The organism is Armatimonadota bacterium, from assembly GCA_035527535.1.
Taxonomy (GTDB): domain Bacteria; phylum Armatimonadota; class Hebobacteria.
This window is the reverse complement of the sequence record DATLAK010000114.1, coordinates 1-22,351: the sequence shown is the minus strand read 5'-3', so window position 1 is coordinate 22,351 and position 22,351 is coordinate 1. Positions and strand designations below refer to the sequence as shown.

Annotated in this window: 19 protein-coding genes; 4 read left to right on the top strand and 15 right to left on the bottom strand. The window is 70.1% G+C overall.

From position 1 onward, the window contains the following. The 7 genes from VM221_08425 to VM221_08395 form a co-directional block, all read right to left on the bottom strand. On the bottom strand, positions 1–624 hold a 624-nt coding region (locus VM221_08425; GenBank protein HUT74845.1), incomplete at its 3' end, for a protein-glutamate O-methyltransferase CheR. Next, on the bottom strand, positions 584–2,083 hold the full coding sequence (locus VM221_08420; GenBank protein HUT74844.1) for a diguanylate cyclase: 1,500 nt from the start codon (positions 2,081–2,083) through the stop codon (positions 584–586). The genes VM221_08425 and VM221_08420, both read right to left, overlap by 41 nt. Before the next feature lie 15 nt (positions 2,084–2,098). Next, positions 2,099–4,309: a response regulator gene (locus VM221_08415; protein HUT74843.1), complete on the bottom strand. Its 2,211-nt coding sequence runs from the start codon at positions 4,307–4,309 to the stop codon at positions 2,099–2,101. A gap of 10 nt (positions 4,310–4,319) precedes the next feature. After that, positions 4,320–4,802, bottom strand: a complete 483-nt coding sequence (locus tag VM221_08410) for a chemotaxis protein CheW (protein HUT74842.1) — start codon at positions 4,800–4,802, stop codon at positions 4,320–4,322. A 56-nt stretch (positions 4,803–4,858) separates the two neighbouring features. Beyond that, on the bottom strand, positions 4,859–5,359 hold the full coding sequence (locus VM221_08405; protein HUT74841.1) for a chemotaxis protein CheW: 501 nt from the start codon (positions 5,357–5,359) through the stop codon (positions 4,859–4,861). 252 nt (positions 5,360–5,611) lie between these two features. Next, complete coding sequence (locus VM221_08400; protein HUT74840.1) at positions 5,612–5,938, bottom strand: methionine--tRNA ligase subunit beta; 327 nt, start codon at positions 5,936–5,938, stop codon at positions 5,612–5,614. Between the two features lie 53 nt (positions 5,939–5,991). Beyond that, positions 5,992–6,258 carry a zinc ribbon domain-containing protein gene (locus tag VM221_08395; protein ID HUT74839.1) on the bottom strand — a complete coding sequence of 89 codons (267 nt, stop codon included), beginning with the start codon at positions 6,256–6,258 and terminating at the stop codon, positions 5,992–5,994. Between the two features lie 230 nt (positions 6,259–6,488). Between VM221_08395 and VM221_08390 the strand changes: the two genes are divergently transcribed. Genes VM221_08390 through VM221_08380 form a run of 3 tightly spaced genes read left to right on the top strand, consistent with a single transcriptional unit; the run spans position 6,489 to position 9,816 of the window. Next, the gene (locus VM221_08390; protein HUT74838.1) at positions 6,489–7,535 is read left to right on the top strand and encodes a hypothetical protein; all 1,047 of its coding nucleotides are present in this window, start codon (positions 6,489–6,491) and stop codon (positions 7,533–7,535) included. A gap of 55 nt (positions 7,536–7,590) precedes the next feature. Continuing rightward, a complete protein-coding gene (locus VM221_08385; protein HUT74837.1) occupies positions 7,591–8,754 on the top strand; it encodes an iron-containing alcohol dehydrogenase in 1,164 nt (387 codons plus the stop codon). 33 nt (positions 8,755–8,787) lie between these two features. After that, positions 8,788–9,816: an HAF repeat-containing protein gene (locus VM221_08380; protein HUT74836.1), complete on the top strand. Its 1,029-nt coding sequence runs from the start codon at positions 8,788–8,790 to the stop codon at positions 9,814–9,816. Positions 9,817–9,859: 43 nt separating this feature from the next. Here VM221_08380 and serS read toward each other — a convergent pair whose 3' ends face one another. The 8 genes from serS to dnaA form a co-directional block, all read right to left on the bottom strand. Then, on the bottom strand, positions 9,860–11,134 hold the full coding sequence (gene serS / locus VM221_08375; protein HUT74835.1) for a serine--tRNA ligase: 1,275 nt from the start codon (positions 11,132–11,134) through the stop codon (positions 9,860–9,862). A 93-nt stretch (positions 11,135–11,227) separates the two neighbouring features. Beyond that, positions 11,228–12,370, bottom strand: coding sequence for a sodium:calcium antiporter (locus VM221_08370; protein HUT74834.1), 1,143 nt, complete (start codon positions 12,368–12,370; stop codon positions 11,228–11,230). Between the two features lie 13 nt (positions 12,371–12,383). Continuing rightward, on the bottom strand, positions 12,384–13,844 hold the full coding sequence (locus tag VM221_08365; protein ID HUT74833.1) for an RtcB family protein: 1,461 nt from the start codon (positions 13,842–13,844) through the stop codon (positions 12,384–12,386). Positions 13,845–13,867: 23 nt separating this feature from the next. After that, positions 13,868–14,449 carry a hypothetical protein gene (locus VM221_08360; protein HUT74832.1) on the bottom strand — a complete coding sequence of 194 codons (582 nt, stop codon included), beginning with the start codon at positions 14,447–14,449 and terminating at the stop codon, positions 13,868–13,870. Positions 14,450–14,513: 64 nt separating this feature from the next. Next, positions 14,514–15,068 carry a DUF721 domain-containing protein gene (locus VM221_08355; GenBank protein ID HUT74831.1) on the bottom strand — a complete coding sequence of 185 codons (555 nt, stop codon included), beginning with the start codon at positions 15,066–15,068 and terminating at the stop codon, positions 14,514–14,516. A 42-nt stretch (positions 15,069–15,110) separates the two neighbouring features. Continuing rightward, on the bottom strand, positions 15,111–16,259 hold the full coding sequence (gene recF / locus VM221_08350; GenBank protein ID HUT74830.1) for a DNA replication/repair protein RecF: 1,149 nt from the start codon (positions 16,257–16,259) through the stop codon (positions 15,111–15,113). A gap of 85 nt (positions 16,260–16,344) precedes the next feature. Continuing rightward, positions 16,345–17,451 (bottom strand): DNA polymerase III subunit beta, encoded by a 1,107-nt coding sequence (gene dnaN, locus VM221_08345; protein HUT74829.1) that lies wholly within the window; start codon positions 17,449–17,451, stop codon positions 16,345–16,347. Positions 17,452–17,769: 318 nt separating this feature from the next. Beyond that, positions 17,770–19,131, bottom strand: coding sequence for a chromosomal replication initiator protein DnaA (gene dnaA, locus VM221_08340; protein ID HUT74828.1), 1,362 nt, complete (start codon positions 19,129–19,131; stop codon positions 17,770–17,772). Between the two features lie 1,024 nt (positions 19,132–20,155). Here dnaA and VM221_08335 point away from each other — a divergent pair. Next, positions 20,156–22,276 (top strand): hypothetical protein, encoded by a 2,121-nt coding sequence (locus VM221_08335; protein ID HUT74827.1) that lies wholly within the window; start codon positions 20,156–20,158, stop codon positions 22,274–22,276. Positions 22,277–22,351 lie beyond the last annotated feature (75 nt).

Below are 22,351 nucleotides of genomic sequence, written 5' to 3'. Positions count from 1 at the left end.
GAGGTTGAACTCCTCGAAGCGAACGCGCCGGCGCACGGCGGGGGAGATCTCGTGCTCGGCCGCGCCCGGGGGCCGCCCGTCGGCGCAGCGCCCGAAGTAGCGGGCGCGGCAGCCGCGGGGAACTCCGCGCAGCGCCCGCTCGCCGTAGCGCCCCGCGCGCGCATGCTCGATGGCGGCGGCGCTGACGTCGGTGGCGAGGAGATGCACCTGCCACGGGCGCAGCACCGTGCCCATCTCCGCCAGCGTGATCGCGATCGAGTAGGGCTCTTCCCCGGTGGAGCAGCCGGCGCTCCACACGTTGAGCGTGCCGGCCGGGGCGCTGCCGGTGATCGTCGGCACCAGCACGCGGCGGAGCGCCTCGAACTGTGAGGGGATGCGAAAGAACGAGGTTTCGCTGACGGTGATGTAGCGCAGCAGCTGGCGCAGCTCGGCGTCGCCGGTGGAGGCGAGCAGCCGCTGGTAGCGCTCCCAGTCGGTGGCTCCGCACAGGTGCATGCGCGTCGCGAGCGCGCGCTGCAGCACGCTCGCGCGCGCATCGGGGCAGTAGATGCCGGCGCGCTCTTCGATTAGCCGGCGCAGACGATCAAACTGCGGTGGGGTCAGCTGAAGAGTGGGTTCGCTCATATTCGAGGTCACCTGCGCAGCGCACGCAGTTGCGGCCGTCATCCTTGGCGACGTAGAGCGCGTTGTCGGCCGCGGTTATCAGTTCGTCCGGCGCCGCCACCGGCATCGCCGGGAAGGAGGCGACGCCGAGGCTGACGGTCAGTTGCAGGGGATCCTCCTCGGTGCCGAAGCGCGCCTCGGCCACCGCGCGGCGCAGGCGCTCGCCTACCTCCAGCGCGCCCTTGACGCCGGTCATGGGCAAAATCACCGCGAACTCCTCTCCGCCGTAGCGCGCGGCGACGTCGAGGTCGCGGATCTGGGAGCGCAGCACCGCCACGATCTGGGTGAGCACCAGGTTGCCGACCTGGTGGCCGCAGCGGTCGTTGACGGCCTTGAAATGGTCTATGTCCATCAGCACCAGGGACATCTCCGAGCCGTAGCGGCCCGCGCGCGCGAACTCCTCCGCCAGGCGCTCGCGCAGGTAGCGGAAGTTGTGGAGGCCGGTCAGGTCGTCGTGCACCGCCATCACCTGCACTCTCCGGTAGAGGCGGGCGTTGTCGAGCACGACATAGACTTGGTCGGCGAGCGCCGACAGCAGGCGGTGATCCTCGCGTGCGACCGCCATGTGCTGACCGCCGGCGAAGGCGAGCAGACCGACGGGGCTGTTCTCCGCCTCCAGCGGCAGGACGATGAGGTGCTTGAGGTCGTCGGCGGGGTCGCCCGCGCCCGCTTCATCGAAGATGCTCACGCGCCAGCGGTCGCGCTCCGGCGGCTCCTGCGAGCGGGCGGCAAGGGCGTTGAGGCAGTCCTTCTCGAAGCGGTCCAGGCAGGCGCGGGTGACGGGCTTGGCCTGGCACACGTAGAGCTCGCCCCCCTCGTCCCCGGCGAGCAGGACCCCGGCGAGGTGGTAGTCCACGAGCTGGCTCAGGGTCTTCATGACCGCGCTCGCGCACTGCTCCAGGTCCTGCAAGGAGCGCCCCACGCGCGCAACCTCGTTGAGGATGGTAGCCTGGAACAGGCGTCGGTCGAGCAGGTCATTGAGGCGGCTCAGGAGGTCGAGCGGCCGCGTCTGGCCGGCCGGCGCGGCCGCCGCCGGCGGTCGGGGGCGACGCGCGGCCAGCGCCTCGCGCACCCCGGTGAGGATGAGGTCGGGACCGCTGTCCTTGGTCAGGTAGCGGTCGGCCCCGCTCTGCGCCCCCCAGAACTTGTCGCTCACCTGGTCCCTCGACGTCAGCAGCACCACCGGCAGGTCGCGCAGCGCCGGGTCGCTCTTGATCAGGCGGCAGACCTGGTAGCCGTTCATGCGCGGCATGTTGACGTCGAGCAGGACGAGGTCCGGGGGGGCGCCGAGCACCGCTTCCGCCGCGGCCATGCCGTCGGCCGCGGTGGCGACCTCGTATCCCGCGCTCGCCAGCAGCGCGCTCATCATCGCGACCACCGTCGCGCTATCGTCGGCTACCAGGATGCGTTCTCCCGCCATTAGCTCCGCCCCATGCTATCCGATCAGCCGCCCCAGCGTGTCCAGCAGCGCCATCTGGTCGAAGGTGCCCTTGGTAATGTAGGCGTTGGCGCCCAAGGCCAGGCCGCGCCGTTTGTCCTCGACACTCCGGCGCGACGTGACCATGACCACCGGCAGCTGTGGGTAGTCGGTGCTCGCGCGCACCCGCTCCAGCAGAGTGAAGCCGTCCATGTGCGGCATCTCGACATCCGCTACGACGAGGTCGAAGCGGCGCTCGGCGAGTCGCGCCAGCGCCTCGACGCCGTCACCCGCCGTCACGACCTCGTAGCCGGCCTGCTCCAGCAGCGCTCGCTCGAGATCGGCGGTGATGACGGAATCCTCCACCAGCAGCACCGACGGCCGCGGCTTGGGAGCGGCCACCGGCGCCGCCGCCACCCGCTGCTGGTAGCTGCGGGCCGCGTCCACCAGCCCGGGGACATCAAGCACCGGCACCACCTGTCCCTCCGCCAGCAGCGTCGCCGCCATCACCTTGCGCTGGCGCGAGAGGTGGGGCCCCAGGGGACGCAAGATGACCTCTCGCTCCTCCAGCACGTCGTCCGCCGCCAGCCCCACTTGCTCGCCGGCCGCCCGGATGGCCACGATGCGGCGCGGTCTGCCGTTGCGCCCATTGCCGTTGGGCCCCAGCTCCATCAGCCCCGCCAAGCTCACCACTGCCAGCGCCTCGCCCTCGAAGGGGAGGGAGCGCCTGCCGTCGTCCCCGGCGTTGAGCACCGCGCGCACGAACGAGCTGGGCATCGCCAGGTCGCAGCCGCCGGCGCGCACCAGGATCACGTGCATCATCGCCAGCGTCAGCGGCAGCTCCAGGGTGATGGTGCACCCCGCCCCCGGCTGCGACGCGATCGCCACCGTGCCGTTGAGGCGGCGCGCCACCGCCCGCACCACGTCCATGCCGATGCCGCGACCGGAGACGTCGGTGATCATGCGCGTGGTGGATAGACCTGGCTGGAATGCGAGGTCCAGCGCCTGTTGGTCGGTCAACTCCCGCGCCTGGTCCTCCGCGATGAGGCCGCGCTCAAGCGCCTTGCGCTTGAGCGCCTCCACCTCCATCCCCGCGCCGTCATCGCGCACCGCAATGAGGATGCGGTTGGCGCGGGTGGCGGCGCTGATGCCGATGGTGCCCCGCCGCGGCTTGCCCGCGCTTTCTCGCGCCTCCGGCACCTCGATGCCGTGCACCACCGCGTTGCGCAACAGGTGTAGCAGGGGCTCGCCGATGTCCTCGATGATCTTCTTGTCGAGCTTGACCTCGCCGCCCTCGATCAGGAACTGCACCTCCTTCTCGTACTCCGCCGCCAGGTCCCGTACCGCCCGCGGGAAAGCGTCGAACACGGTGGCGATGGGCAGCATGTGGAGGTCTATGGCGAGCTCGCGCATCTCCTCGGTTACGAGGTGGGCGCGATGCGCGTCCGTCTCGAATGCCTGGCGCACGCCGATCAGCTCGTCGGCCAGCGCGCGCTGCTGGGAGGCGGCGTTGGCCAGATCGCGCGCCACCGCAGCGGCACGCGCCGGCGACCTTTCCGCCTCCTCCAGGCGCACCGCCAGCTCGGTCAGCGCCCGGCGCATCCGCTGCGCCTCCTGCGCCGCCCGGCGCAATCCCTCCTCGGCGCGCTTCATCTGCTCGCAGGTTGACACCAGGTCGAGGCTCAGGTTCGACAGCTTCTCCAGCTTCGCGACGTCAACGCGGACGGTATGCTCCAAACCCGCTGCGCGCTGGGCGCGCGCCTCGGCCCGCCCGGCCCCCGGCGGCGCCGCTGCGGTCGGCGAAAACAGCGTTTCGGCGGCGCCCGACGCGGCCGCGGCCGCCTGCCCTCCCCAGCGCCCCATGCGCTTCGTCAGCTCCGCCGTGTCCGCCGCCTGGGGACCGCCGGCCGCCTCTTCCACCAGCGCCTTGAGCGCGTCGGCGGCCTCGAGCATGACATCAATCGCCGGCCGCGGCGGCTGCTCGCCGAGGTCGCGTACGCCGCCGATGACCTCCTCCAGCCGGTGGGCGAGCTCGTCCACCCGCATGAGCCCGATCATGCGCGCCGAGCCCTTGAGCGTGTGCGCCTCGCGCAGCAGCTCGCCGAACAGGTCGGGGTCGCCCGGCCCGTGCTCCAGGCGCATCACTCCCCGCTCGATGCGACTCAGGCGCTCCCTGGCCTCGGTGACGAAGGTCTCGAGGAAGCGCGCCAGCTCGAATTGCTCAGGCATGTGCTGTGGTCTATCCCTCGATGCCGCTGGGCGCGAGGCCGGCAACCGCCGCGGCGCTTGTTTCCCGCTCGAGCGCGCCCGCGTCGAGGATGAGAACCAGCTCGTCGCCGCAGATCGCGACGCCGCTGACGTAGCCGCCGCGCTGGCTTTCGGCGACCAGGCGCGGCAGCGGGTAGATGACCGCCAACGGCAGCGCCGCTACCTTCAGCACCTCATCCGCCAGCAGGCGCAGGTGATTTCCCTGGTGTCGCACGATCAACGCCATCCCTGCGCGGTCCCGCGGGCCCCCGCCGAGCGCCGCCGCGAGATCAACGTCGGCGGCGCGGTCGTCGTCGCGCCGCCGGGCCTGCTCCACCTCGTTGGCCGGCACCGCAAACAGCACGCCACCCGCGCGGAAGAGGACGACCTGCAGGGCCTCCGGCAGGGGCTCGCCGGCGGTGATCGGGGGGGCAACCCCAAGGGTAGGTTGTCGGTCCCGCGCAGCCTCCGCCACAGATGCCCACCGCGTTCGCGAGCCCGGGCTGTGCCGGGCCGCCTCGTGTCATTGCCTTAGTACCGCAGCACCTGGTCCGCGTCAAGCACGCGCAGCATGCCCCCCGCCACCAGTGCCTGCCCGCGCAGGTAGCGGGCGTCCGGCGCGGCGCTGGCCGAAACCGGCGGCTTGATCTCATCCGCCGCTATCTGCACCACCTCCGGACAGCTATCACATCCCAGCGCCGCCGTGTCCGGGCCCGGGCGCGCGATCAGCAGGTAATCGGGCGCCGTCGGCGCCGTGCCCAGACCCAGCAGTACCGTGAGATCGAATACGGGCAGAATCTCGCCCCGGAAGTTCGTAATCCCCAGCAGGTGCGGCGGGGTGGAAGGAATGGGCACCACCGTCTGCCGCGTGATGACGCCCCGCACCTGGTGGGCAGCCAGCGCATAGGTCTCGCGCCCCAGGCGGAAGGTAACCAGCGTCAGCATCTCCGACTTGCGCTCCGCTGCGCGATGCTCGGCGCGCAGGCGTTCGGCCCGCTCGATCACCGCCTGGTTTGCCTGTTGTGCGGCCATTGCTGCACCTGCCCGGGAGGGGACAGTTCCTTCCCGCCCCAGCCCTGGGCGCTACCCTGGGCGACGGGGAACTGTCCCCTCGCGCCCGGAGCATGCGATGGTATATTCCACAACCTCTGGGGATTCCGCAGTCTCGCCGGGGCACAGGATGGGCGTTGCGGGCCGGCGGCGACGCGGCGCGGCTGAGGCGCGGACGAAGGGGGCTGCGTGCGGGTGCGAGCGTCGGTGGAGCCCGGCGCTGCCCGGTAAACCTCAGCGCACGATTGCGCCCTTGGGCGCGGGGCGCTCGGGGTCGGTCATCACCACCGAGAGGTCGCGCTCGTCGCCGCAGGCCAGGATCATGGCGTCGGAGCGCAGGCCGCGGATAACGGCGGGCTGGAGGTTGGTGATGGCAACCACGCGCTTGCCGACGAGCTGCTGTGGCTGGTAGCACAAGGCGATGCCGGCGACCGCGGTGCGCGCCTCGTCGCCGAAGTCGAGCGTGAGCTGGAGCAGCTTGTCCGCCCCCGGCACCTTGGCGGCGGCGATGACCTCGCCCACGCGAATCTGCAGCTTCTGGAAATCCTGGATGGTGATCATCGCGCCCCCGGTCGCCTTTTCTGTCTCTCGCCTGCTCGGCCCGCCAGATCGCGCTACCGGCAGGTGGAGCAATTCCGACTCGAGCAACTCGCACAGCCGCTGCCGGCGGCGGCGGCCGCGCTGCCGGCTCCATCCCCCGAACGCGCGCTGAACCTTGATGGCAGCCGACGCAGCCGCCGCTTGCCGCAGCGGGGGCAGGCGGCGCCTCTGCCACCGGAGCCCATGCGGCACAAGGCCTCGAATTCGTGGTCGCAGGCGGAGCATCTAAACTCGTATATCGGCACCTTTGGCTTCCTCGAACGTCGTGCGCGCGCGGTCATCACCCGGGCGCTTGTGCATGCTTCGACTATAGCACCGCCGCAGGTCGCTGTCAACGCGAGGGAATAGGAGGGTGTGACCTCGGAAAGCGGGTGCGCTTGTGCGCATGTGCGCCTTGTGGTAAACTCGATTGCCAGGCGGGGAGACGACCATGCCTCAACGCGTCGGTAGTACCAGGGCGAGGCGTACCCCTCAGGAGGGCGGGCCGAAGGCGCGGGTTGTCGGGCCTTTCTTGATCATCGCCGAGAAGGCCCTGATCGCGGCCGTTATCGCTTCCGCGGCTGCTCTCGCATACCTGATTTACGGTGTCGCAAGCCACCACATCACGGCGTTCCCGAAGATACCAAACTCCCAGCAATCATTGTCCTTCGCGGCGCAGGCCGCTCTCGCGCGGTGGGTGTCCACCGCAGCCAAGGTGCTGGCCTGGGGGGCGTTCTTCGCGGTCATGTTCGCCCTGGTGCGCTACCACGAGTCCTCGTCCGCGACCCTGGCGGCGGGCGCGGTCGGCGGGTGTCTCTATGTCGGCCTGCCCGCGCTGGTGGGGGCGGCGCTGCAGATGGACTACCGCTCCGCCAACCTCCTGACGGATACCATCGTCCTCGCCGCGCAGGCGTCGGGCAAACCCGTCTTGGCGGTGGCGGCCTCGTGGGGGGCGGTGCAGGTGTTCCTGGCGGCGACGCGCTGGCCGCAGCGCGCCCGCGTGCCCGGTGGATCGAGGGCGGTGACGGTGCGTCCGCGGTCGCTCATACCGGCATGCTGGGACCTGGTGCGCTGCCGCTCGGCGGGCAACGTCTGCCCTCGGCTTCGCGAGCGCCGATCGTGCTGGAAGGCGGGCTCGGGGTGCCTGTGCGATCTGTCGCTGGCGGAGAAGATGGCGCAGGGCGCTGAGGCGTGGGCGCACGAGGAGGCGCTTGCCGTGCGCCAGAGCGGCGCCCGCGGCCGCGCGCGGTGCCGCACTTGCCCCATCTACGAGGAACACCAGGAACGCAAGTTCCGCATCCTGCAGTGGCTGGCCTATCCCGCCACCGTGGGGGTCATGTTCGCGGCGCGGATTCCGCTGCACCAGGCGTACGTCCGCTCCCTCCAGTTCCTGCACCAGGCGGTGGCGACGCTGAAGTTCATGCCGGACGCCACCAATCCCGCCATGGACGCCGGCGGCGTGCAGTCCATGGTGCTGAGCACCAATGTCGAGTGGGTGTTCCTCGGCTGCCTGTGCCTGCTGGGGATCAGCTACGTCCTGCAAAGCGTCGAGCACGTAATCTTCAAATGGGGCTGGTAGCCGCCGCACCCCCATGCCCGGAGGCTGCGGGCGGCGCGAGCGAGGGCGCACCCCCTTGAGGTCGCGATCCCACGAGCTTCGTTTTCCTCCGCTCATGATCTACGGCCGCGGCGCGCTCGAGCGCGCGGGCGAGACCGCGCGCCAGCACGGCACGCGCGCGCTCGTCGTGTGTGGACGCACCGTCACCCGCGGCGCCGGCCTCGCCCAGCGCCTGGGCGATGTGCTCACCGCTGCCGGGGTTGAGGCGCTGGTTTTCGATGGGGTCGAGCCCGAGCCCTCCAGTGCGACCGTGGACGCTTGCGTCGAGGCGGTGCGCGCGGCGGGGGCGCAGGTGGTGATCGGCATCGGCGGCGGCAGCCCCCTCGACGTCGGCAAAGCGGCGGCGGGAATCATCACCCTGGGCGGCAAGACCGAGCGGTATCTGCCGCCCGAGAGCAAACCCATTGACCGCCCCGCGCTGCCGTTCATCGGCCTCCCCACCACCGCCGGCACCGCCGCCGAGATCACCCAGAACGCCGTCATCTATAGCCCCTCGCTTAACGCCAAGATCGGCCTGCGCAGCCCCTTCTGGGTGCCGGCGGCGGCGATCGTGGATCCCGCCTTGACCGACTCCATGCCGCCCGACTTGACCGCCCGCACCGGCGCCGACGCCCTCACCCACGCCCTCGAGGGTTACGTCTCGCGGCGCGCCACCCCGGTCACCGACGCGCTGGCGCTCAAGGCTATCGAGCTGGTGGGGGCGTGGTTGGAGCGGGCGGTGCGCGACGGCGGCGACCCCGAGGCGCGCGACGGCATGGCGTTGGCAAGCATGACCGCGGGCATGGCCTTCGCCAACACGGGGGTGGGGGCGGCGCATTCCATCGGGCATCCGCTGGGGGCGCTGCATCACCTCCCGCACGGCACGGCCTGCGCGCTGCTGCTGCCCTACGTCATGCAGTACAACCTGGAGGCGGCGGGGGAGAAGTTCGCCCAGGTCGCGCGCGCGCTGCGGCCGGGGCGGGAGCAGCCGACGCCGGCCGACGGCGTACGCGCGGTGCGGGAACTGCTGCGGGGGATCGGCCTGCTCCTGACCCTGGCTCAGGTGGGAGTGAAGCGCGAGGACCTGCCGGCGATGTTGCCGGGGACGATGCTGTCCGGCAGTCTCAAGACCAACCCGCGCGCGGTGACGGAGCAGGACGCCTTGCAGTTGCTCGAACGGGCGTGGGAGGGCGGGGAATAGCTCAATCGGGCCTCGCCTCCAAGGAGCAAGCCATTGAGAGCAAAGGCTTTACTTTGGGCCGCAGTTGGCGCAATCATCCTGGCGGCGCTTGCGCCCGCGACGGCGGCGCCGCGCTTCACCGTCACCGACCTCGGGGTTCTCGGGGGGCGGGGAAGCGACGCCTCGGCCATCAATGCCCGGGGCGTGGTCGTGGGCTCGAGTACCACCGGCGAGCCCGGCAGCTTCGCTGAGCTAATGCGGCATGCGTTCCTCTGGCGCAGCGGAAAGATGACGGATCTCGGCACCCTTGGTGGCGAGTTCAGCGGGGCGCTGGGCATTAACGACAAGAAGCAAGTGGTCGGCTCCTCGCACGTCGCCGGGGGCCGCGGCCACGCGTTTCTGTGGAGAGCCGGGAAGATGACGCGCCTAAGCGGGATCCCGAAGGAGGCCGTGCACAGCCGCGCCTGTGGCATCAACGATCGGGGGCAGGTGGCGGGCGATTATTGGGTTCACGAGAAGCGAGGGGGGCAAGGCTATGCGTTCCTTTGGCGGAATGGCAAGCTGACGCGCTTGGGCAAGGGCAGTGCGAACGGGATCAACAACAAGGGCCAGGTGATCGGCCGCCGCGCGGGTTTCGCGCGGCTGTGGACAAACGGAAAGGCAGTTGATCTCGGCGTCCCTCCCGGCGGCGGGTGGATCTGGAGCGAGCCGAGCGCGATTAACGAGGATGGAATGGTGGTGGGCACGGCGGCGCGCAAGACCCGCGCCCCCCATTTCATCTCCCATCCGGTTGTGTGGCGCAGCGGAAAGGTCACGGTTTTGCCGACGGCTGAAGGGCTCGGGGGCGGGGCGCGGGGTGTCAACAACCGAGGTCGGGTGGTCGGCACCTTTGAGGTTGCGGGCGACGGGTCACATGCCTTTCTCTTTCAGGACGGCGTCATGCACGATCTTAATCAGTGCATACCGGGAGACTCGGGCTGGGTGCTGATTTCCGCGAATGCGATCAACGATCGTGGGGAAGTCATCGGCACCGGCGAACATAATGGCCACCGGCGGGCGTTCCGGCTCACTCCGGCGGAGTGAGGGTCGTCGGAGGAACCCCAATCGGGCGCGCGGATCGCCTTCCTCATGATGCCCCGGCGATGGTTTCTACCCCGCCCATGTACGGGAGAAGCACTTCGGGAATGCGAACGCTGCCATCCGCCTGCTGGTAGTTCTCGATAACCGCGATCAGGGTGCGCGGCAGGGCGACGCCGGAGCCGTTGAGGGTGTGCACGAAGCGCGGGCGCGCGCCTTGTTCGGGCCGATAGCGGATGTTCATGCGGCGCGCCTGGAAGTCCCCGAAGTTGCTGCAGGAAGAAACCTCCAGCCATTCCTGTACCCCCGGCGCCCAGACCTCGAGGTCATACTTGATGGCCGCGCTGAAGCTGAGGTCGGCGGTGCACATCTGGTTGACGCGGTAGGGCAGCTCCAGGCGGCGCAGGATGTCCTCGGCGTCAGCGATCAGCTTGTGCAACTCCTCGTCCGAGGTCTCGGGGGCGACGTGCTTGACCAGCTCGACCTTGTCGAACTGGTGGCCGCGCTTGATTCCCCGCGTGTCGCGGCCGGCGGCCATTTGCTCGCGGCGGAAGCAGGCGGTGTAGGCGACGTGGCGCAGCGGTAGCTGGTGGGCCTCCAGGATCTCGTCGCGGAAGAGGTTGGTCACCGGCACCTCGGCGGTGGGGATGAACCACATGTCGTCCTGGTCGTCGTGGTAGAGGTTGTCGGCGAATTTCGGCAGGTTGCCGGTGCCCACCATGCACTCGCGCTTGACCATGTAGGGGGGATAGACCTCGGTGTAGCCGTGGTCGCGCGTATGCACGTCGAGCATGAAGGTGATGAGGGCGCGCTGCAGCCGCGCTCCCGCCCCGCGCAGGACGTAGAAGCGGGTGCCGGACACCTTGACCCCGCGCTCAAAGTCAATGACGCCTAGCGCCTCTCCCAGCTCCCAGTGCGGTCTGGGCTCGAAGCCGAGCGCGCGCGGCTCGCCCCAGGTGCGGACGACGACGTTGTCCTGCTCACTGTCGCCGACGGGGACGTCGGGGTGAGGCATGTTGGGCACCAGCAGCAGGAGCTCGTTGAGGCGCGCCTCGACCTCGCGCACCTCGGCGTCGAGCTCGGAGATGTGATCGCTGAACTCGCGGCTGGCGGCGATAATGCGCGGGCGCTCACCCGCCTCCGCGCGCGCGACGCGCTGGGAGCGCTCATTGAGCTGCTGCTTGAGCCCCTCGACTTCGGTCAGCAGGGCGCGGCGGCGCTCGTCGGCGTGCAGGATGTCATCTATAGGCGCTTCTTCGTGGAGATTGCGCAGCGCCGCGCGCACGTCGTCGGGGTGTTCGCGGATGAACTTGAGATCGAGCATCAGGGTTCCTCGGGCCGTCAGGATTGGTGGGCGGATGGCCGCAAGGATGATAGCGGGGCGAGCGCGGTGATGTCAAATGCGGCGGCGCGCGGGTCAGATACCCTTGATGAGCAGGAACAGGAACGTCGCGTAAAGGGCCCCGCCTGCCAGCAGCACCGCCGGGTGGAGGCGGATGAGCGGGCGGTCGTCGCCGGCGGCGGTCATCTCGCGCGGGGCGAGCCGCGTCGCCGCCAGCAGCCACAGCCCGCCGGCCAGGGCGAGGGCAACCGAGTAGAGCGCGCGCTGCGGCTCGCCCGCGGCCGCCGCCAGGCGCCAGGAGGTGAAGGCCAGCCCCAGGCTGACGGGAAAGGAGCTCTGGAAGACCATGGCGCCGGTGATGTTGCCGACGGCGTAGGTGTCTTTGCCCTGGCGCATCCAGACGATGCTGTTGAACTTCTCCGGCAGCTCGGTGGCGACGGGGGCGATGACCAGCGCCACCAGCAGGGGAGCGACGCCGAGGGCGCGCGCCGTCTCCTCGGCCGCGCCGACGAAGATGTAGGCGCCGCCGACGATGCCCGCCAGCGCTACCAGCACCTGCCCCAGGATGACCCGGAGGCGCGGGGCGCCGTTGCCCACGCTCTCCAGCCACTCGCCGCAGTGCACCGCGTCCTCGCCGGGGCGCCGGCGCCACCACCACCAGCGCGCCAGCAGCCGTTGGAAGCGGAGCGCTCCGACCTCGCCGTCGGCCACGCTCGGGTCGGCGAAGGTGCGGCGCAGGTAGAGCGCATATGCCGCCAGCAGCCCCAGGCAAACCATGAGGTGAAAAAACCGCCCCGGGGCGAACGACGTCGCGACCGCCGCCGCGTACATGACCAGAAAGAACCCCAGGTCGCGCGTCACCACCGCCCGGTTGAGGATGACGGTCGCGCCCGCCGGGCGCCGGCGGGCGAAGACGATCGCCGCCAGGCCGGTGATGAACATGGCAAGGGTGGCGAGCATGAAGGGGGCGCCGAGGATGGCGCCGAGGCCGATTTGGCGGCCGGTCTCGCCGCCGGCGATGAGGATGGCGACGAAGGGGATGAGGGTCTCGGGCAGGGCGGTGCCGACGGCGGCGAGGACGCTGCCGACCGCGCCCTCGGCCAGGCTCAGGCGGCGCCCCAGCCACTCGACGCCGTTGGTGAAGAGTTCGGCGGAGGCGAGAATGACCGCGAGGCTGACGAGCAACTTGAAGACGGTATCCGCGTGCAGGTGTTCCATCTACGGTGGGGCGCTATCCCTTCATCACCGCCAGGGGGCGCATGCGCGCCACGCGGCGGGAGATGCCTGCGCACTCGCAGGCGGCGGCGACCACGTCCACGTCCTTGTAGGCGCCCGGCATCTCCTCCGCCACCACCCCGCGGCTCGCCGCGCGCACCAGGATTCCCTGCTCCGCCAGCTCGCGCACGATGTCGCGCCCGCGGGCGGTGCGCACCGCCTGGTGGCGGCTCATCAGCCGCCCCGCGCCGTGGCAGGTCGAGCCGAAGGTAGCGGTCATCGCCTCGGGAGTGCCCACCAGCAGGTAGGAGTGCGACCCCATGTCGCCGGGGACGATCACCGGCTGGCCCACCGCGGCGTAGTCGGCCGGGAGGTCGGGGTGCCCGGCGGGAAAGGCCCGGGTCGCGCCCTTGCGATGGACGCACAGGCGGCGGGGCTTGCCCGCGACCTGGTGCTGTTCGAGCTTGGCGATATTGTGGGCGACGTCGTACACCACCTGCAGCCCCAAGGCCGCGGGGGCGGCGCCGACCGCGCGGGCGAAGGCCTGGCGCACCCAGTGGGTGATGCAGGTGCGGTTGGCCCAGGCGTAGTTGGCGGCGCACGCCATCGCCGCCAGGTAGTCACGTCCCTCGGGCGAATTGACGGGGGCGCAGGCGAGCTGGGGATCGGGAAGCTCGAGGCGGTACTTTTGCATCGCGCGCTGCATCAGCGCCAGCGCGTCGTCGCACACCTGGTAGCCGAGGCCGCGCGAGCCGGTGTGCACCATGATCGTGACCTGGCCCACCTCCTCGATGCCGAAGGCGCGGGCGACGGCGGGATCGTAGATATCGCACACCTCCTGCAGCTCCAGGAAGTGGTTGCCGGCGCCCAGGGTGCCGAGCTGCGGCCGCCCGCGCTTGCGCGCGCGCTCGCTGAGCAGGCCCGGGTCGGCGCCCTGGAGGCAGCCGCCGTCTTCGATGTGCTGAAGGTCCTCGGGGTCGCCGTAGCCGGCCTTCACCGCCCAGCGCGCCCCCTGCTGCAACACCTGCCGCAGCTCCGCCTCGCTCACCCGCACCCGCCCCTCCGAGCCCACCCCCGAGGGCACGTCGCGGAAGACCTGGTTGATGATCGCCTCCAGCTTGGGGGCGACGGCGGCGCGCCGCAGGTCGGTGCGCAGCAGGCATACCCCGCAGTTGATGTCGTAGCCGACGCCGCCGGGGGAAACCACTCCCTGCTCGACATCGGTCGCCGCCACGCCGCCGATGGGGAAGCCGTAGCCGTAGTGGATGTCGGGCAGGGCGATGGCGTCGCCGACGATGCCCGGCAGGCAGGCCACGTTGGCCACCTGCTCGGGCGACTGGTCGGACCTGATGTCGGGCAGCATCGGCGCGGAGGCGAAGACGACGCCATCGGTGCGCATCTGCGCTTTGTAGCTGCGGGGGATCCGATAGCGGCAAGGGCCCGCCTCCTGCAGCGGCCCCTCCCATTGCTTGCCCACGGGCGTTCCTTTCGCGCTCCCGCCTACTTGCGTAGGGGCAGGATCTGGAAGCTCTCGCGCGCTCGCCCGAATAGTTCCTCGAACGCTTTGCGCTGAGCCGGGGCGCAGACGGTCTCAACCTCGTAAGCCAGCTTCTCGCGCGGCAGCGGGATCACGCGCGCCACCTGGTACGACTCATTCTCCACCGACAGCACGTACTCCGGCCGCCCCGACGAGCCTTTCGGCACCTTGCGCAGCTTAACGTCCAAGAACTGCGGCGTCAGTTCGTCGTACATCCCGTTCACGAACGCCTGCACGCTCTCTCCGGCGCGCATCCGGTGGCAGCGCACGAAGATCATCCCCGGAGATCGCTGCTTGGGATCCTTGGGATCGAAACGGATGTTCTCGTAAAAGAAGCTGACCGGAACTATGTCCCGATCGGTCTGCGGCAGCTCCCAGCGCGCGAACCCGGCCGGGTATTCTATGCGGTAGCTGTGAGTCGAGAAAGCGACCGGCCCGCCGCGGTACGTGCTGTAGTCCCGGTTACATCCTGCCAGCAAACTTGCCGCCGCCAACACGACCAGGCTGCCCGCGACCACCGCCGCGCGCGCTCCCCGGATCTCCATGCGTCTAGGTCTCCTTCATGACCGCGACCGGCCGACTCGCCCGCCCCCAGCGGAGTGTAGCACGTCAGCCCTTCGCCGCGCAACCGCGACAGCACCTGCCGCGGCCCGCGAACTCGCGCCCGCAGCGCGCGCAGACGCGCCCGCGTTGGGCCTCACGCACTCGCCGCACGCGCATCAGCCCCGCCAGCGCGCGCCCCACCTGGGCCCGCAACTGGGGGTCTTCGATGTGCGCGCTCAACTCGCGCACACGCGCCTGCTGCTCGGGCGTCAGCGGCGGCGCCGCGGGCGGCACCGCGGCGCCTCGACTTGCCGGCGGCGGCCGCTGCGCGCGGTCGCCAACCCGCACCTTGATCTCGCGCAGCACGCTCTCGCCCGCGCGCTGGTTGAAGGCTTCGACGATCTGCGTGCTCATGAGCTGCAACGTTTGCGCCCACGCATGATTGACGGCGCCCACCGTCAGCACGCCGTCGCGCACCAGCAGCGGCCAGCAGTTGCGCGCGATATCGGCCCCCACCACCTCGGGCCACAATTGGATGGCGGCGCGCTGGCGCAGGCGCCGCTCGAGATGGTGCCGGCGCATCAACCCGCGCAGGATTTCGCCCAGGCGCCCGTCTTCCATGGTCTTCCAGCCCCTATCGCCGCAGGGCGACCTGCGCGCCCGCTAGGCGGCGACGACCCTCCCGTCCCCGACTCTCAACCTTCTGGCCGTCGCCCGCACCCCTGCCGGGATGGAGTCTACGTCGGTGGTGGTGACAATGGTTTGCCCCGCGCCCCCCAGCGCCTCGAACAGCCCCGCTCGGCGCTCCGCGTCGAGCTCGGACAAGACGTCGTCGAGCAGCAGCAGGGGCGGTTCGCCAACGCCCTCGGCTACCACCCGCACCAGCCCCAGCCGCAGCGCGATGGCGGCCGTGCGCTGCTCCCCCTGGGACCCGAAGCGATGGAGGTCCACGCCGCCGGCGATGATCTCGAAGTCATCGCGCTGCGGCCCGCACAGGGTCATGCCGCGTTCGATCTCCTCGGCGCGCCCCTGGGCCAGCGCACGCGCCAGTCGCTCGGCGATGTGGCGACGCAGCTCCGGCGTCTCCGCCGCGGTCGCGATTCGCGCCCACGCGCCGTCCTCCCCCAGCGCCGGGAGATAGCGCAGCTCGAGCGTCGCGTCACTCCCCGCCAGCCGGCGGTGGGCGGCCGCCGCGGGCGCGCTCACCGCGCGCAGGAATGCCGCGCGCTTCTCCACCACCACCGCGCCGGTGTGGGTGAGCTGTTGGTCCCAGGTCTCGAGCTCGCCACGCGCCCGCGCGCGGTCGCGGATGTCTTTGAGCAGGCGATTGCGCTGGTCCACGACTCGGCGATAGCGGGTGAGGTTCCAGTAGTACGACTTGCTGAGGGCGCCGAGCTCGGTATCGAGGAAGCGCCGTCGCGCGAAGGGGTCGCGCTTGACCACATCGAGGTCATCAACCGCAAACAGGACCAGGCCCACCAGCCCCACCAGGTCGCCTGCCCGCCGCGGCGAGCCGTTGATCTTCACCTGGCGGCGCGCCTGGGAAGCGAGGATCGCCTCCATCTCCAGCGTGCCGCGCGCCGCGGTGGCGACGCGCGCCGCCACGCGCGCCTGCTCCTGCCCCCAGCGAATCATCTCCACGTCCGCCGCCGCGCGCGGTGAGCGGCCCGCGCAAGCGAGCGCGATCGCCTCCAGCAAGTTGGACTTGCCCTGGGCGTTGGCCCCGATCACCAGCACCCAGGGGTCGTCGAGGAGCAGCTCCAATTCGCGGTAGTTGCGGAAATCGCGCAGCTGCAGTCGCTCAAGCTTCATCGCCTACGCACCCGCTGCGCCGCTGGCTGGCACGAACCGGACGGGGTGCCGCTGGCGGTGGCGCCTGCCTGCAAGCTGTCGCCGGTCACGCTATCTGCAGGGGCATGGCCACGTAGAGGTAGGTCGCGTTACCCACCGCCCGCATGACGCCCTGGCCGAGGGGGCCGCTGAGGCTGATCTCCACCTGCTCCCCGGGCATGGCCTCGAGCGCGTCTATGAGGTACTGGGCGCTGAAAGCGATCTCCATCTGGTCGCCCTCCAGCTCGATGGGCACCTCCTCGCGCGCGCGGCCGACGTCCGGGCTCTCGGCCTCGATCATCATCGCGCCCGGCTGCACGCGCAGGATCACCTTGTCCGCCTCGGCGCGGGCGACGATGTCGGCGCGGCGCAGGGCCGCGAGCAACGCCAGGCGCTCCGCGCGCACCGTGTGTTCGGCGTCGATTGCGATCACTCGCTCGTAGTTGGGGAACTGCCCCTCGATGATGCGCGAGGTGATCGCGACGTGGTCGAGCTCGAACAGCGCGTGGTTCTCTCCGAGATGCACGCGCGCCGTCGGCTCCGCTTCCGCGGACAGCGAGCGCATCACCTCGCGCAGGGCTCGCACCGGCACCACCGTTTGTGTTTCCTGCGCCGGCCCGCCCGCGACCGCCACCGCGTCGAGCGCCAGGCGATGCATGTTGGTGGCTACCACCGTCAGCTTCTCGCCGTTCCACACCAACAGCATCCCCGTGAGAATGGCGCGTGTTTCGTCGGCCGAGGCGGCGAACTCCGTGCCCCGCAGCAGGGAGCGCAGAGCCGCCTGCGGCAGCGTCAGCGCGACGCCTCCGATGGGCGCGGCCGCTGCCGGGAACTCCTCCGCCGCCAGACCCTGAATGGCGTACTCAGACTTACCCGACGTCACCGTGACGGCGTTCCCGTCCTCGCTCGCAAGGCTGACCTCGCCCCCGGGCAGGCTCGCCACCACCTCGTTGAGGATCTTAGCCGGCACCGTGATCGCGCCGTCCTCGGCGTGGTCCACGGGGACGCTGCAATCCACCCACATCTCAAGATCGCTGGTCAGCAGGCGCAGACGTTCGCCTTTGACCTCCAGCAGCACGTTGCTCAGTATCGGCAGCGTGCTTCTGCCGGTGACCACGCGCGAAGCTAATTGCAGTGCATCAGACAGCAATCCGCGGCGACTGGTAAATCTCAACAAAGTCCTCCTGCGCCCGAGCAGTCAGCCTTCCCGCCGAGTTGTACCCACCGTTCCATAGTCGTTGGTAAGAAATATAATTCCGTAATAATAATAATAATCCTGTGAAAGCCGTGGACAAGCGCAGTTCCACGCTCACCCGCGGCCAAGCAGGCGGTGGGTAACCTGTGTATCAAGCAAGCGGTTAGGTGTTGGTTATCCCCAACGGCAACCGCTGTCGCGTGATGCGGCGACCGTCCACAGCGGTACCCACAGCATATTGCACAAGTTGATCGTGTTGCCGCGGGCGCGCCGCGCCCGACGGCAAACTCACGGCGCCTACCGCGGCGTCAGCGTGTTGGTCAATTCGCCAATCAGGGCGCGCAACTGCTCGTCGTGCTGGAGGCGCTCACGCACCTTGTTGCAGGCGTGAATGACGGTGGAGTGATCCCTGCCGCCGAAGCGCTTGGCGATCTCGGGGAAGGAGGCCTTGAGCAACTCGCGCGCGAGATACATGGCGACCTGGCGCGGGAACACGATCTCGCGCGTGCGCTTATGAGCGGTGAGATCAGCAAGGGTAAGGTGGAAGTGCTGGGCGACGACTTCCTGCACCAGGTTGATGCTGACCGGGCGCAGGTAATCGCCCACCGAGTGATCCTTGAGTTGCTCCATGGCGAGGTGCAGGCCCAGCGGTTGCCCGGCGAACGAGGAGGCGGCGATGACCTTGGTCAGGGCGCCCTCGAGAATGCGGATGTTGGATTGCACCATGTTGGCGATGTAGCGGATGACGTCATCGGGCACATCGCAGCCGTCGAGCGCCGCCTTGCGCTGCAGGATCGCGATGCGCGTCTCCAGGTCCGGCGGTTTGATGTCGGCGATCAGGCCCCACTCGAAGCGCGAGCGCAGCCGGGCGTCCATGATCTGCAGTTCCTTGGGCGGGCGGTCGGAGGTGATGACCACCTGGCGCCCGGTCTCGTAGAGAGCGTTGAAGGTCTGGAAGAACTCCGCCTCCGTGCGCTCCTTGGTGGCGATGAACTGGATGTCATCCACCAGCCACAGGTCAACGTTGCGATAACGGCTGCGGAAGGCGCCGAAGCGGTCCTCGCGGATAGAGGTGACGACGTGATAGGTGAAGGTGTCGCCGGTGACGTAGGCGACCTTGAGCTCGGGGCGGCTGGCCACAACGTGATGGCCGATGGCGTGCATGAGATGGGTCTTGCCGAGGCCGACGCCTCCGTAGATGAACAGCGGATTGTAGGTCTTGGCCGGAGCCTTGGCAACAGCGAGCGCGGCCGCCTGCGCGAACTGGTTGCTCTTGCCGACGACGAAGTTGTCGAAGGTGTAGCGCGGGATCAGCGGCGTCGGCGCGAACTCATCGCGACGCCGCGCGGCGGCCGGCGCCGGCGGCGGTGCCGCCACCTCGTCGGCAAGCCCCAGGTCGAGCTGCTGCAGCACGAACTCCAGGCGCACCGGTCGCCCCAGGATGCGCTGGGCCTCCGCGCGCATGTGATGAGCGGCCTTGCGCTCCAGCCAATCGCGGGCGAAAGCGCTCGGCACACCGACCCGCAGGCAGTCGGCGTCGAGTGAGAGGGGATTGATATTCTTGAGCCAACGATTGAGCGCGGCGGGCGACAGCGCGCGCTCCAGGCTCGCGACCAGATCTTGCCACAGTTCAGACAGCACGTCAGCCGAGCGGCCCATGATCAGGCATACCCTCCTCAGGAAGTGGTGATCCCGACGGGGTGTCAGCGGCCAGCGGACGCGAGGGCGCACGTCGAAAACCGCGGTAACATGGGACAGGCCGAAGGTGCTCGGCTTGCGGCGGCGGGCTCTGGTGCAGTTGATGCTGTATGAAGGCGACGAACGTGGCGGCGATAAGTGCGGTGACTATGCCCTTCGGCCTGCCCCAGAAGCCTCCACCGAGTGGCGGCGGACTCTCTGGGCGACCTCCACCCGCAAGCCGGACCGGGCGCATCTCGCTGACCCCGCTCTTGGGTGGGGCGCCTCCAGGATGATTGCATACCCGCGTGCGGCGGTCGTGACCTCGACCGGGCGCACGCATCAGCGCCGCTCAGTCCAGTGTCCGTGATCCCCGTGGGATTGCTATGCGACTTTTGTGCTCAAGCAGGATTGGATGTTGCGAAACACCTCCTTGCAGCGCGCTCTTCCGAACCGGATTCAGAGGTTATGCACAGACGTTTCCACACTTGTGGATATCTTGAGAAGGGATCCCCGTCGGCGCTGCCAGCGATCACCCCCAAAGCCGCATGTCAGTGCAACTCGAATAGTATGGGCGCTGCTCCGCCTTCGCCACCCGGTCGTCAGCGCCGCCCCGTCGCCGACACACCCCCGTCGGGCCCCGCCAACTCCGGCCTCACGGCACGCCACTGGCCGGGCGCATCAGAAACCGTCCGCCCCCGCGCCGGTTGGCGATACAGCCAAGAGGTCCTGCGTCACGACTTTTCGCCACCGGCTCGCCAGACCCCTGCCGCCTTCGCGACCGACCGCAACAATCTTCGCCGCGGGAAGCGCGAGGTCGCTTGCTCCCAACGCCTTAACTGCTTTCGCAGGAGCGGACCCAAATCCCTCTTGATGATGCGGAAAATTTTGGCCGAGCAAGCACCGGCAAGCGCGCGCAGGATTGACCCGTCGCCGAGCCGCGGATATAATCACCGCGACCGTCATCGCCGCGCGCTTCGCGCCGCGATGACGGAACGCGCCTGGCATGAATGATACCTCCGCGATCCCCGGCGCACCGGCACTTCGTAGTCGCGCCATCGCGGTCGCAGCGGCGACGGCCGTGGCGTTCGGGGGCCTCATCGCGTCCACCGCTGCGACCTCCCATCCGTTCCCCGCGTCGGTCCCATTCGGCATCGTCGGTAGGGCCGTGCTCTACCTGGCTGCGGCCGCCGCCGCAACCGCCGCGTGCGCGGCCGCGCTGCACGCCGCGGGGAGATCGTGGGCGTCGGCAATCGCCGCGGACGCCCTGACCTATGCCCCCTTCGCCCTGCTCTGGGCGGCGGTGTGGCTGCCGATCCCGCGGCACCTCGCAGGGTCGCTGTTGTGGATCGCCGCGGCGGCGGTCGCCGCGGCCAAGCTGGCGCTAGTCGCGGGGATGGCCGGCGGGCGCGTGCGCCGGATCGGCGCCGGGGCGACGGCGCGGAGCGTGGTCGCCTTCGCGTTGTGGGTGTCGGCTGCCGCGCGCTTGCTGGCGCCGTTCGCGCTGATCGCGGTCGCGACGCGGTGGCAAGCGCTGCACCTGCGCGACGGCATGACCGCGCCGGAGCAGGGCCTGCTGGCGCATGCGGCCCAAGCGCTGCTGGCGGGGAAGATCCCGTACCGCGACCTGGGCAGCGTGTTTGCGCCGGGGGCGCCCTACCTGCACGCCGGCGCGCTCGCCGCCTTCGGCAAGACGCTGGCGGCCGGCAAGATTGCGCTCGCGGTGGGGCCGGTGCTGCTGCCGCTGGCGGTGTACGGGGTTTCGCGGGTGATGCTGCCGGCGGGCCTGGCGTTCGCGGCGGCGCTGCTGGCGGCGCTCGCGGGTGAAGGCAATCCGTCCGTGTTCCTGGGGCTGAGCGCGATCGCGATGGGGTTCGCGCGCAGCGGCCGCCGCCGCGCCAACTGGTTCGCGGTGGGCTTGCTGATAGGGTTTGCCTTGGCGTTCGATATGGCGTTGGGCGTGTCGGCGGCGGCGGCGCTGGCGCTGATGCTTTGGCTTCGGCAGCGCACCTTCGTCATGCGACGGGTGGGCGCGCAGGGAGTGGATCTCGCGCTCGGCCTATGGGCGCTGACGCCGCTCGTGGTGGGCGTCGTGGTTGTCTGGGCGCCGCTGTTGGTCTATTTCGCGTCGCGGGGCGCCTTGACGGCCCTGGGCGCGGACCTGGCGGCGGGAGCCGGCGGCGCCGTATTCGCCCTCCTGCGGCCGGCGACCGACCCGGTGCAGGCAAGGCTCCAGGCGGCGATCTACGCAGCCGGCCTGGCGCTGCTGGTGTGGCGCCTGGTCCATCGCCGGGTGGGAGAAGCGGAGTTCGCGGCGTTGACCGTGATCGCGTTCGGGGCGGTCATGTGGAGCTGGTCGCGACGCACCGCCGACGCCTATCACCTCGCTCAGTCCCTACCGATGGCGATGATAACGGCAACGCTCGTGTTCGGGTGGTCGGCCAAGGCGCTGGCGCAGTCGCTGGTGGGCTGGCCGCCGTGGGATCATCTGCGGGCGGTGCGCGCGTGGGTCGCCGCTCTGGTGCTGACGGGCGTGGCGGCATCTTCCCTGGGATGGGGGCGAGCGGCGGCGCTGGGTTTGGCCGAGGTGGTGGGCGCGCGGCCGACCACGGCGGCAGCCGCCTGGGCGCCTCTCGACCTGCCGGCCGCGGGGGGCGTCTGGGTCCCGCCGGATGAGGCGCGAGACTTGCGGGCCGTCGCCGACTTCCTGCAGAAACGGAGCGCGCCGGAGGAACCGGTCTTCTGCGCGCCCGGGCGGCCGGACCTCTACTTCCTCGCGGACCGGCCCAACGCGACTCGCCTGGACTATGTGTACCAGGGGCAGGCCGGGGCAGGCGACATGGCGCAAGCGGTGGTGGACCTGGAGACCGACCGGACACGACTGGTCGTGCTGGCGCCCCCGGCGGCGCGCTGGCAGCAGGGGTTGGCGCTCGATCCGCTGATCGGCGCGTACCTGACGCGGCGCTACCAGGCGGTGGCGCGGTTCGGCGAGTACGTGGTGCTCCTGCGCAAGGGGGAGACCCTGGCGCCGCGCCCGCCGACGCCCTCGCCGATGCCGCCCGCCGGCCCCGCCCCCCCGCCCTCCATGTTCGGACCCCGGGAGGACCAAGCGGGGGAGAATCCTTAGTCAAACAGTCCGCCCCGGCCAGAGTCGGAGCCGCCCGGGTGTGGCCGATTTTCGTTGGTGGAGTTGACCGGAGAG

Coding starts and splice junctions, on each gene's coding strand:
- VM221_08420 (HUT74844.1), bottom strand. CDS start 2,083: ATGGCGGGAGAACGCATCCTGGTAGCCGACGATAGCGCGACGGTGGTC.
- VM221_08415 (HUT74843.1), bottom strand. CDS start 4,309: ATGCCTGAGCAATTCGAGCTGGCGCGCTTCCTCGAGACCTTCGTCACC.
- VM221_08405 (HUT74841.1), bottom strand. CDS start 5,359: ATGGCCGCACAACAGGCAAACCAGGCGGTGATCGAGCGGGCCGAACGC.
- VM221_08400 (HUT74840.1), bottom strand. CDS start 5,938: ATGATCACCATCCAGGATTTCCAGAAGCTGCAGATTCGCGTGGGCGAG.
- VM221_08395 (HUT74839.1), bottom strand. CDS start 6,258: ATGACCGCGCGCGCACGACGTTCGAGGAAGCCAAAGGTGCCGATATAC.
- serS (HUT74835.1), bottom strand. CDS start 11,134: ATGCTCGATCTCAAGTTCATCCGCGAACACCCCGACGACGTGCGCGCG.
- VM221_08370 (HUT74834.1), bottom strand. CDS start 12,370: ATGGAACACCTGCACGCGGATACCGTCTTCAAGTTGCTCGTCAGCCTC.
- VM221_08360 (HUT74832.1), bottom strand. CDS start 14,449: ATGGAGATCCGGGGAGCGCGCGCGGCGGTGGTCGCGGGCAGCCTGGTC.
- VM221_08355 (HUT74831.1), bottom strand. CDS start 15,068: ATGGAAGACGGGCGCCTGGGCGAAATCCTGCGCGGGTTGATGCGCCGG.
- recF (HUT74830.1), bottom strand. CDS start 16,259: ATGAAGCTTGAGCGACTGCAGCTGCGCGATTTCCGCAACTACCGCGAA.
- dnaA (HUT74828.1), bottom strand. CDS start 19,131: ATGGGCCGCTCGGCTGACGTGCTGTCTGAACTGTGGCAAGATCTGGTC.
- VM221_08335 (HUT74827.1), top strand. CDS start 20,156: ATGAATGATACCTCCGCGATCCCCGGCGCACCGGCACTTCGTAGTCGC.